The organism is Cryobacterium sp. TMB1-7, from assembly GCF_004402435.1.
GTDB lineage: Bacteria > Actinomycetota > Actinomycetes > Actinomycetales > Microbacteriaceae > Cryobacterium > Cryobacterium zongtaii.
Genome location: NZ_SOFZ01000022.1, coordinates 139,836 through 153,108, shown reverse-complemented (window position 1 = coordinate 153,108; position 13,273 = coordinate 139,836). Strand labels below are relative to the sequence as shown.

17 protein-coding genes are annotated in these 13,273 nt (G+C 70.2%); 11 read left to right on the top strand and 6 right to left on the bottom strand.

Features of this window, described 5'->3' with window-relative positions; all coding sequences use genetic code 11:
- Positions 1 to 8 precede the first annotated feature (8 nt).
- Positions 9 to 293, bottom strand: a complete 285-nt coding sequence (clpS, locus tag E3O60_RS09640) for an ATP-dependent Clp protease adapter ClpS (protein ID WP_088455946.1) — start codon at positions 291 to 293, stop codon at positions 9 to 11.
- Positions 294 to 397: 104 nt separating this feature from the next.
- On the opposite strand from clpS, the gene E3O60_RS09635 reads away from it, so the two are divergent.
- The gene (locus E3O60_RS09635) at positions 398 to 1,249 is read left to right on the top strand and encodes an HNH endonuclease family protein (protein ID WP_134497905.1); all 852 of its coding nucleotides are present in this window, start codon (positions 398 to 400) and stop codon (positions 1,247 to 1,249) included.
- Positions 1,250 to 1,300: 51 nt separating this feature from the next.
- On the opposite strand, the gene E3O60_RS09630 is transcribed toward E3O60_RS09635, so the two are convergent.
- The gene (locus E3O60_RS09630) at positions 1,301 to 2,017 is read right to left on the bottom strand and encodes a YoaK family protein (protein WP_370448642.1); all 717 of its coding nucleotides are present in this window, start codon (positions 2,015 to 2,017) and stop codon (positions 1,301 to 1,303) included.
- Between the two features lie 136 nt (positions 2,018 to 2,153).
- On the opposite strand from E3O60_RS09630, the gene E3O60_RS09625 reads away from it, so the two are divergent.
- The 5 genes from E3O60_RS09625 to E3O60_RS09605 all read left to right on the top strand — a co-directional run bounded on the left by E3O60_RS09625 (position 2,154) and on the right by E3O60_RS09605 (position 8,264).
- The gene (locus tag E3O60_RS09625) at positions 2,154 to 3,251 is read left to right on the top strand and encodes an acetamidase/formamidase family protein (RefSeq protein ID WP_134497903.1); all 1,098 of its coding nucleotides are present in this window, start codon (positions 2,154 to 2,156) and stop codon (positions 3,249 to 3,251) included.
- Positions 3,244 to 4,827 (top strand): AtzH-like domain-containing protein, encoded by a 1,584-nt coding sequence (locus E3O60_RS09620; protein ID WP_134497901.1) that lies wholly within the window; start codon positions 3,244 to 3,246, stop codon positions 4,825 to 4,827. Before E3O60_RS09625 ends, E3O60_RS09620 begins: the two co-directional genes overlap by 8 nt.
- Positions 4,828 to 4,951: 124 nt before the next feature.
- The gene (locus E3O60_RS09615; RefSeq protein WP_134498003.1) at positions 4,952 to 6,142 is read left to right on the top strand and encodes an alanine--glyoxylate aminotransferase family protein; all 1,191 of its coding nucleotides are present in this window, start codon (positions 4,952 to 4,954) and stop codon (positions 6,140 to 6,142) included.
- Complete coding sequence (locus E3O60_RS09610) at positions 6,139 to 7,422, top strand: allantoate amidohydrolase (protein ID WP_134497899.1); 1,284 nt, start codon at positions 6,139 to 6,141, stop codon at positions 7,420 to 7,422. Before E3O60_RS09615 ends, E3O60_RS09610 begins: the two co-directional genes overlap by 4 nt.
- Positions 7,419 to 8,264 carry a MurR/RpiR family transcriptional regulator gene (locus tag E3O60_RS09605; protein ID WP_103431617.1) on the top strand — a complete coding sequence of 282 codons (846 nt, stop codon included), beginning with the start codon at positions 7,419 to 7,421 and terminating at the stop codon, positions 8,262 to 8,264. Before E3O60_RS09610 ends, E3O60_RS09605 begins: the two co-directional genes overlap by 4 nt.
- A 28-nt stretch (positions 8,265 to 8,292) precedes the next feature.
- On the opposite strand, the gene E3O60_RS09600 is transcribed toward E3O60_RS09605, so the two are convergent.
- Entirely contained in the window at positions 8,293 to 8,907 is a 615-nt protein-coding gene (locus tag E3O60_RS09600; RefSeq protein WP_134480845.1) for an NTP transferase domain-containing protein, read from the bottom strand.
- Between the two features lie 123 nt (positions 8,908 to 9,030).
- Between E3O60_RS09600 and uraD the strand changes: the two genes are divergently transcribed.
- Positions 9,031 to 9,579 carry a 2-oxo-4-hydroxy-4-carboxy-5-ureidoimidazoline decarboxylase gene (uraD, locus tag E3O60_RS09595; RefSeq protein WP_088455953.1) on the top strand — a complete coding sequence of 183 codons (549 nt, stop codon included), beginning with the start codon at positions 9,031 to 9,033 and terminating at the stop codon, positions 9,577 to 9,579.
- Positions 9,579 to 9,923, top strand: coding sequence for a hydroxyisourate hydrolase (gene uraH, locus E3O60_RS09590; protein ID WP_088457957.1), 345 nt, complete (start codon positions 9,579 to 9,581; stop codon positions 9,921 to 9,923). Before uraD ends, uraH begins: the two co-directional genes overlap by 1 nt.
- Here uraH and E3O60_RS09585 read toward each other — a convergent pair whose 3' ends face one another.
- Positions 9,924 to 10,442 carry a hypothetical protein gene (locus E3O60_RS09585; RefSeq protein WP_121678480.1) on the bottom strand — a complete coding sequence of 173 codons (519 nt, stop codon included), beginning with the start codon at positions 10,440 to 10,442 and terminating at the stop codon, positions 9,924 to 9,926.
- Between the two features lie 145 nt (positions 10,443 to 10,587).
- Here E3O60_RS09585 and E3O60_RS09580 point away from each other — a divergent pair, with 145 nt between their 5' ends.
- Entirely contained in the window at positions 10,588 to 10,806 is a 219-nt protein-coding gene (locus E3O60_RS09580; protein ID WP_088455955.1) for a sigma-70 family RNA polymerase sigma factor, read from the top strand.
- A 45-nt stretch (positions 10,807 to 10,851) separates the two neighbouring features.
- Complete coding sequence (locus tag E3O60_RS09575; RefSeq protein WP_088455956.1) at positions 10,852 to 11,376, top strand: Clp protease N-terminal domain-containing protein; 525 nt, start codon at positions 10,852 to 10,854, stop codon at positions 11,374 to 11,376.
- Here the strand turns inward: E3O60_RS09575 and E3O60_RS09570 are convergent.
- Positions 11,373 to 12,098, bottom strand: coding sequence for an SOS response-associated peptidase (locus tag E3O60_RS09570; RefSeq protein ID WP_134497897.1), 726 nt, complete (start codon positions 12,096 to 12,098; stop codon positions 11,373 to 11,375). The two genes, E3O60_RS09575 and E3O60_RS09570, sit on opposite strands and share 4 nt — an antisense overlap.
- Positions 12,099 to 12,193: 95 nt before the next feature.
- Complete coding sequence (locus tag E3O60_RS09565) at positions 12,194 to 12,649, bottom strand: VOC family protein (RefSeq protein ID WP_166788978.1); 456 nt, start codon at positions 12,647 to 12,649, stop codon at positions 12,194 to 12,196.
- Positions 12,650 to 12,703: 54 nt separating this feature from the next.
- Between E3O60_RS09565 and E3O60_RS09560 the strand changes: the two genes are divergently transcribed.
- Positions 12,704 to 13,219 carry a DinB family protein gene (locus E3O60_RS09560; RefSeq protein WP_134497895.1) on the top strand — a complete coding sequence of 172 codons (516 nt, stop codon included), beginning with the start codon at positions 12,704 to 12,706 and terminating at the stop codon, positions 13,217 to 13,219.
- The last annotated feature ends 54 nt before the right edge of the window (positions 13,220 to 13,273 follow it).

The window sequence follows — 13,273 nt, the reverse complement described above, 5'->3', positions numbered from 1 at the left end:
TTCGGCGCTCATTCTTCGGCACGGTCCAGGGTGGCCCAGAGCCCGTAGCCGTGCATCGCCTCGACGTGCCGTTCCATCGACTCGCGGTCGCCAGTGGCCACAATCGCGCGGCCGTTGTTGTGCACCTGCAGCATGAGGCGCTCGGCCTCTGCCGCGGTCACGCCGAAGTAGCTGCGGAACACGTAGGCCACATAGGACATCAGGTTCACCGGGTCGTCCCACACCACGGTCACCCAGGGGCGGTCGAGGGAGATCGCCTCTCGGACTCGGGTGGATTCATCGATCTGGGGCACCCGTTAAGCCTCACACGCCCGCGCCGATCCTGCCACCACCGGGGGAGAAGCGGCGCATGGCAAGATGGGGAGATCGTGAGACACCAGCACCCTGAGACACCCGCATGAGCCGCCGCCGACCCAATCCGTCCCTCTTCCCCCGTCGACGGGGCACCCGGGGCCAGAGCCCACGCCTCCTGCTGATCCTGCTCGTGATCGGCGGTATCGTCGCGGGCGTCAGCTACTTCTCCACCGACCTGGCCGACCGGCCCACGACCCAGGCGACGGTCCCACCCGGCGCCTCGTCGACCGCGCCGATGCCGGTACCGCCCTCCGGGCTCACCAGCGCAGAGGCGCTCGTGTTGGTCGCCGCGCTGCCAGACGCTGTCTACACCGACAACGGCAGCTATGCCGGCAACCGGGAAGAGCTGTTCGGCGATGCCTGGGCCTTCGATTTCGACCAGAACGGCTGCGACACCCGCAACGACATCCTCACCAGGGACCTCACCGGCACCGACATCGATCCGGCCACCTGCCGGGTGTACACGGGCATTCTCACCGACCCGTACACGGGCGAGACCATCGATTTTGTGCGTGGGCAGGACACCTCGGCCGACGTGCAGATCGACCACCTGCTGCCGCTGAAGGCCGTGTACGCCACCGGCGGAGAGGCCTGGCCGGCCGAGAAGCGGGAGGCGCTGGCTAACGACCCGGTCAACCTGCTGGCGGTGAAGGGCACCGAGAACTCCTCCAAGTCCGATTCGCTGCCGAGTGAATGGCTGCCCGGTTTCTACCCCGACGTGTCCGACCGGCACGACCTGGGCCAGCGCGTGGTCTGGGACGACCTGCCGGAGGACACCGGCCTGCAGTGCTGGTACATCGACAAACTGGTGCCGGTCTTCGTCGCCTACGACCTCGGGCTCACCCCGGAGGACCGCGCGGCGATGACGGCCGTCCTCAGCACCTGCGACGCCTGAGCCTGACAGCCGCGATTCCGTTCAGCCCAGTGCTGACCGCGGGCCAGGGGATCAGGCCTGGGGCACGGGGGCGTGGTGCGGGCGGCCCGCGGCATGGCCGATGGCGGTCACCACGAGGGTGATCACGGCTGTGAGGGCGATGCCCCAGCCGATGTGCACCATGAGCAGCAGGGCGCCGACGCCGGCTCCGGCCAGGATCAGCACGATCGCGGCGAAGCGGCGGAACCAGGGCTGGTTCTTGGCGCCGCCGAAACGGGAATCGGCGGCGAAGCCGGTAATGGTGGAGGTGACGACGACCGTGGTGACATCCTTCACGGCGATGTGCCGGGCCACCGCTGCCTGCAGACCCATCGCGGCCGCCAGCAGCCCGGTCACGATCAGGTCGAACGGGGCCGGGGGAGTGCCGTCCACCACGAACAGGACGATCGACAGCGCGGCCATCACCACGCCGACCGCGCCGAACAGCACCGTCGACTCGGTGGTCCAGCCGACCTTGACGTGGCGCAGCACCCGGCCGCCGATCGCGGCACCGACCATGAAGGTGAACAGCGCGATCAGCGGGCCCACCACGGGCAGGTCGTCGGCGCCGGCGATGGCCATGCCCAGGATGACGACGTTGCCGGTCATGTTGCCGGTGAACACCTTGTCCAGGCCGAGGTAACCCACCGCATCCGCCACCCCGGTGGAGAACGTGAGGGCCAGCATCAGGCCGAGGTGCAGGTGGTCGGGCTTGCTGCGCAGACGGTGGATGACGGGGGTGGAGGGCACGGGTGTCCTATCGGCTCGGAATTGTCACGGTAGTGGCTGGTCGTCCCGGCCGCAAAACTGGCGCTACTCTCGACCAACGGGGATGCGCCGGCCGGCGTCGAGCCGGCTCCCGACCCACAACGGAAAAGGCGCATCCATGCCATTCGACGTCACGCCATTCGACATCCTGCAGCCCGGCACCGGGCCCATCCGCGCCGCGCAGTACCTGGCCGCCACCCCGGCCACCGTGCTCTGGGGCCGGCTGCCCTGTGCCACGGATGCGCCGGTGCTCGTGATCGATGCCGGCACCGAGGTCACCATCGACACGATCAGCCACGAGGGCGTGCTCGAAGACCAGGGCCGCGACCCGGCGGCCTTTTTCGCCGGCCACGGTGTCGACCGCGCCTTGGTGCTCGACGACGCCGTGCTGCTGGCCGCCTCGAACACGACCCGGGACCCCGGCGTGGACGGACCACACCTGGTCACCGGCCCGATCCACGTGCGCGGCGCCCGGCCGGGCGACCTGCTCAAGATGACCGTGCTCGAGGCCACCCCGCGGGTGCCGTACGGCGTGATCTCCAACCGGCACGGCCGCGGCGCCTTGCCCGGCGAGTACCCGCTCGGCGAGGGCAATGTGAGCGTGTTCGCCGCGCTGGCAGACACCGAGACCGGCCAGGTCGGCACCCTGCCGCTGGTGCCGGGCGGGGCGCGGAGCGTGCACTTTCCGCTCCGGCCGTTCCTGGGCATCATGGGCGTCGCCGTCGCCGGTGACACCCGCCCGCACTCGGTGCCGCCCGGCGCGCACGGCGGCAACATCGACATCAACCTGCTCACGGTGGGCTCGGCCCTCTACCTGCCGGTGCAGGTGGACGGCGCGCTGGCCTACGTGGGCGACCCGCACTTCGCGCAGGGCGACGGCGAGGTGGCGCTCACGGCCATGGAGGCGTCCCTGCGGGTGACCATCCGCTTCGACGTGGTGAGCCAGGCCGACGCTATCGCGGCCTTCGGCGAACTGGTCGGACCTCTCGCCGAGACCGGCGAATTCCTGGTACCGACCGGCATGGACGCCGACCTCGATGAGGCCGTGCGCAGATGCGTGCGTGCCGCCATTGACCTGCTCGCCGCCCGGTACGGCATGGACCGCACCCTCGCGTACGCCTACCTGAGCGCCGCGACCGACTTCAACATCTCCCAGGTGGTCGACCTCGTGGCCGGCGTGCACGCCCGCATCCGAGTGGCGGACTTCGATGTCTGAGCCGCTGGTTGTCCCGACACCCACGTCGGTCACGGGCGCGCTGCCCGATGGGCTCCTGACCGCCTTCGCCGGCTATGAGGACGCGCTGGCCACCAACGACCTCGCGGCGCTCGACGCCTGGTTCGCGCCCGGCGAGAACACCTTGCGCGGCGACGCCGCAGGTCTGCTGGTGGGCCACGACGCGATCAGCGGCTTCCGCGGCGCCCGCAGCGGAACGGTGGCCAGGGGCATCCGGTCGCTGCACGTACGCGTGATCGACCCGCGGCACGCCGTGATCGTGTCGGTGAACGCCCCGGATGCCGGCGGCGCCGGCCTTCTCACCCAGCTCTGGTCGCTTTCGGCGGCGGGGGATTGGCAGGTGGAGGTGGCCCAGGTGGCCGGGCCGCCGGCCGCGATCAATCCCACGGTGTGGCGTCTGGTGGGCAACCCGCTGATGGCCGCGGCCGCCTCGGGTACTCTGGCCGGCGAGACCATCGCCGTGAAGGACCTCTACGACATCATTGGCTTCACCGTCGGCGCCGGAAACCCCGCCTACCTGCGCGAGGCCTCTCCCGCCACCGAGACGGCTGCTGCCGTCGCCGCGCTGCTGGGCGCCGGCGCGAGCGTGCGCGGTATCGCCCAGACCGACGAGTTCGCGTACAGCATCGCCGGCGACAACGAGCACTACGGCACCCCGCCGAACGTGCGGGTGCCCGGCGGGCTGCCCGGTGGCTCGTCGAGCGGACCGGCCGCCGCCGTGGCGCTGGGTCAGGCCAGCATCGGCCTGGCCACCGACACGGCGGGGTCTATCCGGGTGCCCGCCTCGTACCAGGGCCTCTGGGGACTGCGCAGCACGCACGGCGCCGTCGACAGGGCCGGTCTGCTGCCGCTGGCGCCCTCGTTCGACACCGTCGGCTGGCTCACCCGCACACCGGGTGTGCTGCGGGCCGCCGCTGCCGCCTCGCTCGACCCCTCGCAACAGACCAGCGCTGCCCAGGCGGATGCCCCCACCCGTTTCGCCGTGTCGAGCGCGCTGGTCTTCGCCTGCGACGACGACGTGCAAGACGTATTCGTGGCCGGACTCGACAGGCTCACCCGGGCCGGGCTGCTGCCCGCACCCGACCTCGTCGATGTCGGCGACCTCGCCGAGGCGCTGCGCATCTTCCGCGCGATTCAGATGGCCGAGGCGTGGAAATCCAACGGGGACTGGGTCACCGCTCACCCCGGCGCCCTCGGTGCCGCCGTCGCGGGCCGGTTCGAGATCGCGTCCCGCACCGACCCGGCCGCCGAGGCCGAGGCTCGCATCGCGCTGGCCGCCGCCCGCGAGCGGTTGGACGCTGTGCTGGACGGACGCATCCTGCTGCTGCCCTCGGCGTCGTCGACCGCCCCGTCGCGGCACGCGAACCCGGCCGCGATCGATGCGACCCGCACAGCCACGCTCACCCTGACCAGCCCGGCCGGGATCGGCGGCTACCCGGCGCTGTCCGTGCCGCTGTTCGAGTCGCGAGGCAAACCGGTGGGGCTCTGCCTGGTGGGACCGCGGCACACCGACCTCGCCCTCATCGACATCGGGGCGAAGCTGGCCGCCGGGAGGTAATCACTCGAAACACGACTGAAACACCTGTTGCGTAGACTGGGCATCTGAAACAGATGATTCAGAATTGCCGAAGGGTGAAACAGTCATTTCCAGTCTGCCGATCAATCCGCCGCCCCGCCTGCTGATGGGCCCCGGCCCGGTGAATGCCGACCCCCGGGTGCTGCGCGCCATGTCCGCCCAGCTCGTCGGCCAGTACGACCCGTCCATGACGGCGTACATGAACGAGACCATGGCGCTCTACCGCGGCGTCTTCAAGACCACGAATGAGCAGACCCTGCTCATCGACGGCACCTCCCGCGCCGGGATAGAGGCGGCGTTGGTGTCGCTGATCAGCCCTGGCGACCGGGTGCTGGTGCCCATCTTCGGCCGGTTCGGCCACCTGTTGCGCGAGATCGCCGAGCGCGCCGGCGCCGAGGTGCACGTGCGGGAGATCGAGTGGGGCACCGTGTTCACCCCCGCCCAGATCGAGCAGGCCATCCGCGAGACCAAGCCGGCGCTGCTGGCGATCGTGCACGGCGACACCTCCACCACCGTGGCCCAGCCGCTCGACGAGCTCGGTGACATCTGCGCCAGGCACGGCGTGCTGTTCTACACCGACGTGACAGCGTCGCTGGCCGGCAACACCTTCCAGGCGGATGCCTGGGGGCTGGACGCCGTGACCGCCGGCCTGCAGAAGTGCCTGGGCGGCCCCTCCGGCTCGGCACCGGCCACCTTCTCCCCGCGTGCCGTCGAGGTGATCAATGCCCGCAAGAGCATCGAAGCGGGCATCCGCGAGGCCGGCGACGCCGTGAACGCCCACCCGATCCGCTCCAACTACTTCGACCTGTCGATGATCTTCGACTACTGGGGACCCAAGCGCCTGAACCACCACACCGAGGCCACCACCATGCTCTACGGGGCCCGCGAATGCGCCCGGCTGCTCGTTGACGAAGGTATGGACACGGCCGTGGAACGGCACCGGCTGCACGGCGCGGCGATGCTGGCCGGCGTGCAAGGCCTGGGTCTGAGAGTCTTCGGCGACCTGGAACACCGGATGAACAACGTCGTGGCCGTGTACATCCCCGACGGTGTCACCGGCGACGCCGTGCGCGGGGAGCTGCTGAACGACTTCGGCATCGAGATCGGCACCTCGTTCGGGCCGCTGCACGGCTTGGTCTGGCGCATCGGCACCATGGGCTACAACGCCCGCAAAGACACCGTGCTGACCACCCTGGCCGCCCTCGAGCAGGTGCTGCGTCGCGCCGGCGCGAGCGTGACCGGCGGGGGCGGCGTCGGCGCCGCCTACGAGGTCTATCAGGATGCCGCGGGCGCATGACGACGCCTGATCCGTCGAAACCGCTCACCGGCGCCGCCGCTGTGCTGGAACGCTGCGACGAACTCGCCAGCCACTCCAGCCTGCCCGACGGCCTGATCGAACGGGTCTACCTGTCGCCGGAGCACGCCGCGGTGAATGCTCTCGCCGCCGGCTGGATGCGGGACGCCGGCATGGCCACCTGGCAGGACGCCGCGGGCAATCAGTGCGGTCGGCTCGAGGGAGCCACCCCCGGCCTGCCCGCGCTCCTGCTCGGCTCACACCTGGACACCGTGCCCTCAGCCGGCCGGTTCGACGGCATCCTCGGGGTGCTGACCGCCATCGCGGTGGTCGAACGCATCAACGCCGACGGCCGCAGGCTGCCGTTCGCCCTCGAGGTCGTGGCCTTCGGCGACGAGGAGGGCACCCGGTTCGGCACCGCGCTGCTCGGCAGCCGGGCGCTGGCCGGCACCTGGCTGGATGCCTGGTGGGAGCTCACCGACGAGGCGGGAACCACCCTGCACGACGCGTTTGTGGCCTTCGGCCTCGACCCGGCCGCCGTCACCGCCGCCGCCCGCACCTCCAACGACTTCGTCGGCTACCTCGAGACCCACATCGAACAGGGCCCGGTGCTCGAGGAGAACGACCTGCCGCTGGGCATCGTCTCGTCGATTGCCGGCGCGCGGCGCTTTCAGATCACCATCACCGGCAAGGCCGGACACTCCGGCACTCCGTGGATGCACCGCCGCGACGCCCTCGCCGGGGCCAGCGAGGCCATCGTGGCCATCGAACGGCTCGCCCGCGATGCCGACCTGATCGCCACTGTCGGGCACCTCGAGGTGTTCCCCGACGCCGTCAACGTGATCGCCGGCCGGGCCGAATTCAGCCTCGACCTGCGTGGCCGGTTCGATGCGGACCGCGACGCGGCCTGGCAGCGGATCGAGGCCCTGCTCGAGGAGATCTGCAGCACGCGTGGCCTGCACGTGGCCGTGCACCAGACGCACGCAGCGCCGGCTGCGCACTGCAGCGACCGGTTGCGCAGCGTGATCGCCGCGGGCATCAGCGCCACGGACGGCTCTGACGACGGGCCGGCGCCACTGGAGCTGCTCTCGATGGCCGGCCACGACGCGATGGCCGTGGCACACCTCACCGAGATCGGCATGCTCTTCGTGCGCTGCGCCGGGGGAGTGAGCCACCACCCCGACGAGTCGGTCACCGAGGCCGACGTCGCCAGGGCGCTGGATGCCTTCGAGGCCGCCGTGCTCGCCCTGGCCGACGGTCACACCCTGCAGGACCCGGCATGACGCTGAATATCGGGCAACGCATCGACGGCCGCTACGGCGAGCTCTCCCCGCAGGAGCAGCGCGCCGCCGACTTCATTCTCGACCACATGAGCGACCTCGCCGTGTACAACGCGTCGGAGCTGGCCCGGCTCAGCGGTGTGTCCAAGGCCACGGTGTCCAGGCTGTTCCGCCGGCTCGGCTTCCAGGACTCGGCCGAGGTGCGCGAGCACGCCAGGTCACTGCGTAACCTGGGCTCACCGCTCGGCGGCCCCGGCGCATCCGCCGGCACCCCCTCGCGGCTCGCCGCGCACGCCGAAGCCGAACAGGACAACCTGCGCCGACTGCTGGTCACCCTGGAGGACGGCCGGCTGGATGCCGCGGCCCGGCTGGTACGGTCGGCCCAGAACGTCGTGATCGTGGGGCTGCGCAACAGCTATCCGCTGGCGCTGCACCTGCGCCAGCAGCTGGTGCAGGCCCGCGACCACGTGCGCCTCGCGCCGCTGCCCGGCCAGTCGCTCGGCGAGGAGCTGGCCGGCCTCGGCCCGCGTGACGTGGTGGTGCTGATGGGCTTCCGCCGGCGGGTCTCCGGCTTCGGGGACATCGTTGCGGCCATCCGGAGCCGCGAGGTGCCGCTCGTGCTCATCGCCGACTCCTCTGCTCGCAAGTACTCCGACCAGGCCACCCACTGGCTCGAATGCCCGGTGGATTCGGTGTCGGCCTTCGACAGCTACGCCACGGCCATGAGCCTGATGAACCTGCTCGCCACCGGCGCGATGGGCGCGCAGGTGCGGGAGAGCCGCACCCGGATCGCGGCCATCACCAGCGTGTACGAGGACCTCGACGAGCTCGAAGCACCCTGGTGAGCGCGCCGGGTTGCGGGTGCGGCGCGGACTACCGCGTGCCCGGCTCGTCGACGTCCAGGCCCGTGCCCAGATCGTCGCAGGCCACCGCGGTCGCGTCTCGTGCCACCAGGTACTGTCGTGCACCGGTGTCGCCGATCAGGCTCGCTCGCAGCGGTGCCCAATGCTCGCGACCGATCACCACCGGATGCCCTGGCCGGCCGCCGAAGTGCGCCTGCCGGAGGGTCTGCGGGATTGCTCCGTCGATCAGCCGGCGCACGGTGGCGGCAGTGAGGTCGGGCACGTCCACCAAAACCAGGGCTACCGCGATGACGATGTCGTTCTCTCTCTGCTGCAGCCGCGCCAGGCCGGCATCTAGGGATGCCGACAGTCCCGCCGCCCAGTCCTCTGCGTGCACCACCGTCAGCCTGTGCGGCCTTTCGAATCGGGCCGCGGCCGAGCGCAGCAGGCCTTCGGCCTGGGTCCCGCTCGCTCCGAGCACCACAACAACGGGGTCGCAGCCGCCGGCCTCCAGGGCCAGGGCGGCTCGCACCAGCCAAGGCTCGCCGGAGGCGTCGACGACCAGCGACTTGGGTTTGCCATACCGGCTGCCCGCGCCGGCGGCCAGGACCAGTCCGGCCACCCGAGGAGTCTCTGCGGAGTGCATGCCTGTCATCGTACGGGCAGCGGCCCGGGCTGCACGTCGTCTTGTGCCCCGCTCGCCGCTCACCGCCCCGACCCTCGTCATTCCACCCCTCGTCAGCCCGATTTTCGTCACCCGGAGGACCCCATGACCACGATTCCTGTCGGCGACGAGCTGCGCACCGCCCTCCTGGCCTGCCTGGCCGTTCCGCGCTGGGCCGACGCGGTGGCCGTCCGGGCGCCGTTCTCCTCGGCCGCAGACCTCATCGAAGCGGCCAGGGCGGCCGCAACACCGCTGCCCTGGAGCGAGATCGACGAGGCCATGGCGGAGCATCCGCGGATCGGCGAGAAGCCCGCGGGCGACTCGCAGGCAGCGGGGTTCTCCCGGGCAGAACAGGCGTCGGTCGACTCCGACGACGCCGAGCTCGCGGCGGCCATCGCCGACGGCAACCGGATCTACGAGGAGCGTTTCGACAGGGTGTTCCTCATCCGCGCCGCCGGCCGCAGCCGCCGGGAAATCCTCGCCGAGCTACGGCGCCGGCTCACCCTGGACGACAACACCGAGGCGGCAATCGTGGGCTCAGAGCTGCGCGACATCGCCCTGCTCCGGTTAGGGGTTCTCGCCCGTCAGTGGCAGGATGACTCGGTGCAGAAAACCGAAGCCACCGACTCAGCAGCCCCGCGGGATGCCCGGTGATGAGCGCGCGCAGCCACATCACCACCCACGTGCTCGACGCGGTGTCCGGCAGCCCAGCGGCATCCGTGGGCGTGGTCCTGGAGCAATACCTCGACGGGGGTTGGCGCGAACTCGCCACGGCGCAGACGGATGCCGACGGCCGGGTTGCCGACCTCGGGCCAGAGGCTGTGTCCGCGGGTCGGTACCGCATCACTTTCGAGACCGGCAGCTACTTTTCGGCTCGGGGCCAGAGCACGTTTTACCCCTACGTCACCATCGTCTTCGAATTGGACGACGAGTCGGCGCACTATCACGTGCCGCTGCTGCTCAGCCCGTTCGCGTACTCGACCTATCGGGGTAGCTGACTAGAGGGGTCGCTGAGCCGTCCGGCTGCGAACCTCGAGCTTTTTCATCAATACGGAGGCCGGGAGCAGGGCGAGGCCGAGTGGAATCACGATGTTCCGCAGTGGACTGACCACGAAATAGAGCGCATCCAGGGCGATGCTGGGGCGTCCCTGTGCGGCCAGTGTGCCCATCCAGCCGTCCAGCGAGGCGACCACGAGCAGGCCGACCAGCGTGAAGACGATCCCGGCCCAGAACACCCCGGCGGCGGTGATGCGGCGGGCCGGCTGCGCGGGCACCGTCGGGACCCGCTCGATCAACCGGGCGACGAAAAACGCCGCAATCATCAATGTACCCAGGGGTGCCACCAGCAGGAACACGACGTCGAACGAGCCGAACCACCAGCTGTTCGCCACGGCCTGGAGCGAGTCGGTGGCGACGAGGCGGTAGGCGAGGTCCCTGCCGACCTGGACGAGGACGCTGGCCGTGATCAGGCCGATGCCGATCCAGAGGATGCTGCGTGCGGACAGGTTCGCGGGCATGGTGTCCAATCTGTGTATGCAGAGGCAGGTCAGCAGCGAGATCACTGGGGGCGCTGCCCAACCTAGTGGTCTAATCCGACGGCGACACCCGCTGGGTCATCAACTTTTGTTGACACTTGCGCTGAGCATCAACTAAAGTTGACGCATGTTCGAGACCAGCGGAATTCCCACCCCGGACCATCCGGACGAAGCCTTCGCGGCCGTAGTCGCCTTGCGTCGGCTGTCGGCTCGGCTGGAGCGGTCCGCGGTGGATCACGCCCTCGAACAGGGCTGGACCTGGAACCAGATCGGCCAGGCTCTCGGCATGACCGCCCAGGCGGCGCACAAGCGGCTCTCGCCGCAGCGCCGCGCACCCCTGGACTAGTACCGCAACGACGACGCGCACCACCGACAACGAAGGACTTCTGACATGGGAATTCGACAGGCGATCGCAGACATCCGCATGATGAATGAGCTGTTCACGACGGCGGAACAGGAAGCCGCCGCACTGGGCGACGAGGTGCCGGGGGCTGAGCATCTGCTGCTGGCCGTGCTGGCATTGCCGGACGACTCTGCCCGACGCGCGTTCGCCACCTTCGACGTGACGACGGCGGATGTGCGGACCGCCATCGTCCAGACGCACGCGCTGGCCCTCCAGTCCGTGGGAGTCGACGCGGAGGCAGAATCACCGGAGCCGTCGCCACACGCAGCGCCGTCGCCCGCGCGCACGGGCCCGTACCGCAGCGCCGGCAGTCTGCAGGATGTCTTCCAGCGGGCCGTGGCCCTGTCGAAGGAGGGCGCGGGCCGTGGTCACGAACTCCGGTCGGCTCACGTGGTGTGGGCGGCCGCCGAGGTCGAGCACGGCACGATGAGCCGGGCCCTGCGCCAGCTGGGGGTCGACCGGACTGAGCTGCAGCAGGCCGCCCGGCAGGCCGTCACTGGCGCCGCCGGTTAGGTTTCGAGCGCCGCCACCAGCGTCGCGTCCTGCGGGTCGATGGCCCGCACACTGTTGACCCTGCGGTCCACCAACCGGGTGCGTATGGTGGCCGCCACTGCGGTGGACGTGCGATCCAGCAGGTCGATCATGGTCGAGCGGTTCGCCGCCGACTCGGTGGGGTTCGCCCCGGTGATCGACTGCGGGTTCAACCAGGTCGCCCAGGTGTCGGGTTCGAGGAAGGCCGGCATCCGGTCGTGGACCTCACCGGAGGCGTCCCTGGCCTCCCTGGTGACCACGGCGAAGACGCGCGACCAGTCACCGTAGGCATCCTTGGATGCCCAGCTGACCCCGGCCGCCGCGAGCAGACCGTCGCCGTGGATGAAGTGCGGCTGTTTCGCGCCCTTCTCTCCGGTCCACTCGTAATAGCCGAGCATGGGAACTATGCAGCGGGCGTTGGAGAAGGCGCCTACCCAGAACCGCTGGTCAAGCTTCTCCAGCCGGGCGTTGATGATCGGGCCGCGGCGCGGCGCCCCCGCCGGTTGCGGCCAGTCCCAGGTGGCCAGGGTGACCTCCCGGGTGGGGGCGTCGGCGCCCTCCGGCTGCCACTCGCGCACGATGGGGGCCGAGTCGGTCGGCGCGATGCTGTAGCTGGGCCGCCAGTCCCCGGCACGGCCGCCGGCCGCGACGAAGTCCCGGATCAGATCGTCGACGTCCTCGTTCATTGCAAATCTGCCGCACATGAGGGCGAGATTACCCCGTGCGGGCGACCGAGTCACGCGGATGCTGCGAATCGGGGAGACCACGGCGGGCGCCGACGTCAGGTTCAGCTGCAGAGTCAGCCCTCGGCGCTCACCCGCGACGAGAACCGCACGAGGTAGCCGTCCGGGTCCTGCACCAGGAACTGCGCCACGCCGGCCTGGGTGTCGCCGGTGTCGTACCACCTGGTCTCGGCGGCCATGAAGAGCGGCCAGTCGGCCGCCGCGAGGCGCTCCAGCAGGGGAGCGATGTTCGGCATCATGATCTGGAAATTGATGCCGCGCCCCAGCGGACGCTCCAGGGCGGCGGGGATCCAGTTGCGTCCGATGCCGACCTGTTCGAGCATCAGGTGCGCGGTGCCGGCCCGCAGGTACGCGAATCCGTCGTCTGGCCGGTCGTAGAGCACCTCGAAGCCACACAGTTCGACCCAGAAGCTCAGGCTGACCGCAAGATCGCCAACCAGGAGTTCGGGCACGAGATCCGGGAAGAACACCGGTTCCGGTGTCGGGGGTAGTGCGGCATCGGCTGCTGTCATGCGTTCCAGTATGGCGCTGGGCCGCGCCGGAAGGTGCTGTGGGAGGCTGAGGTCATGACACGCACCGATCCGCACCCCGCCAGCGACGAACACCGTTCGCTCAACGAGTTCCTCGACTTCCAGCGAGAGACGCTGCTGATCAAAGCCGAGGGACTGGACCGCGCGGGCCTCAACCTCGCCGTGGCACCATCCACTCTCACGCTGGGCGGCTTGCTCAAACACCTCGCCTTCGTGGAGGACCGCTGGATCCAGTCCCGGTTCCTCGGCCGCTCCGACGACGAGCTCGAGCCCTGGGGTAGCGCGCCGTGGCACGACGACCGCGATTGGGAGTTCACGAGCGCCGCGGGCGATGACCCGGACGAGCTGCGCGGGCTGTACCGGTCGGCCTGCGAACGCAGCCGACGGGCCACGGCCGGCCGGGGCCTCGACGAGCTCGTCGCGTCCCCGGGCCGGGACGGTGAACTGTGGAGCCTGCGCTGGATCCTGCTTCACTTGATCGAGGAGACGGCCCGGCATTGCGGCCATGCCGACCTGATCCGCGAGGCCGTCGATGGGACCATCGGCGAGTAACTGTTGCCGCATCGGACAAATGGTCCCGGTGCGCCGGACGCACTTGTCCGCACG

Coding starts and splice junctions, on each gene's coding strand:
- E3O60_RS09635 (WP_134497905.1), top strand. CDS start 398: ATGAGCCGCCGCCGACCCAATCCGTCCCTCTTCCCCCGTCGACGGGGC.
- E3O60_RS09625 (WP_134497903.1), top strand. CDS start 2,154: ATGCCATTCGACGTCACGCCATTCGACATCCTGCAGCCCGGCACCGGG.
- E3O60_RS09620 (WP_134497901.1), top strand. CDS start 3,244: ATGTCTGAGCCGCTGGTTGTCCCGACACCCACGTCGGTCACGGGCGCG.
- E3O60_RS09615 (WP_134498003.1), top strand. CDS start 4,952: ATGGGCCCCGGCCCGGTGAATGCCGACCCCCGGGTGCTGCGCGCCATG.
- E3O60_RS09610 (WP_134497899.1), top strand. CDS start 6,139: ATGACGACGCCTGATCCGTCGAAACCGCTCACCGGCGCCGCCGCTGTG.
- E3O60_RS09605 (WP_103431617.1), top strand. CDS start 7,419: ATGACGCTGAATATCGGGCAACGCATCGACGGCCGCTACGGCGAGCTC.
- E3O60_RS09600 (WP_134480845.1), bottom strand. CDS start 8,907: ATGCACTCCGCAGAGACTCCTCGGGTGGCCGGACTGGTCCTGGCCGCC.
- uraD (WP_088455953.1), top strand. CDS start 9,031: ATGACCACGATTCCTGTCGGCGACGAGCTGCGCACCGCCCTCCTGGCC.
- uraH (WP_088457957.1), top strand. CDS start 9,579: ATGAGCGCGCGCAGCCACATCACCACCCACGTGCTCGACGCGGTGTCC.
- E3O60_RS09585 (WP_121678480.1), bottom strand. CDS start 10,442: ATGCCCGCGAACCTGTCCGCACGCAGCATCCTCTGGATCGGCATCGGC.
- E3O60_RS09580 (WP_088455955.1), top strand. CDS start 10,588: ATGTTCGAGACCAGCGGAATTCCCACCCCGGACCATCCGGACGAAGCC.
- E3O60_RS09575 (WP_088455956.1), top strand. CDS start 10,852: ATGGGAATTCGACAGGCGATCGCAGACATCCGCATGATGAATGAGCTG.
- E3O60_RS09570 (WP_134497897.1), bottom strand. CDS start 12,098: ATGTGCGGCAGATTTGCAATGAACGAGGACGTCGACGATCTGATCCGG.
- E3O60_RS09565 (WP_166788978.1), bottom strand. CDS start 12,649: ATGACAGCAGCCGATGCCGCACTACCCCCGACACCGGAACCGGTGTTC.
- E3O60_RS09560 (WP_134497895.1), top strand. CDS start 12,704: ATGACACGCACCGATCCGCACCCCGCCAGCGACGAACACCGTTCGCTC.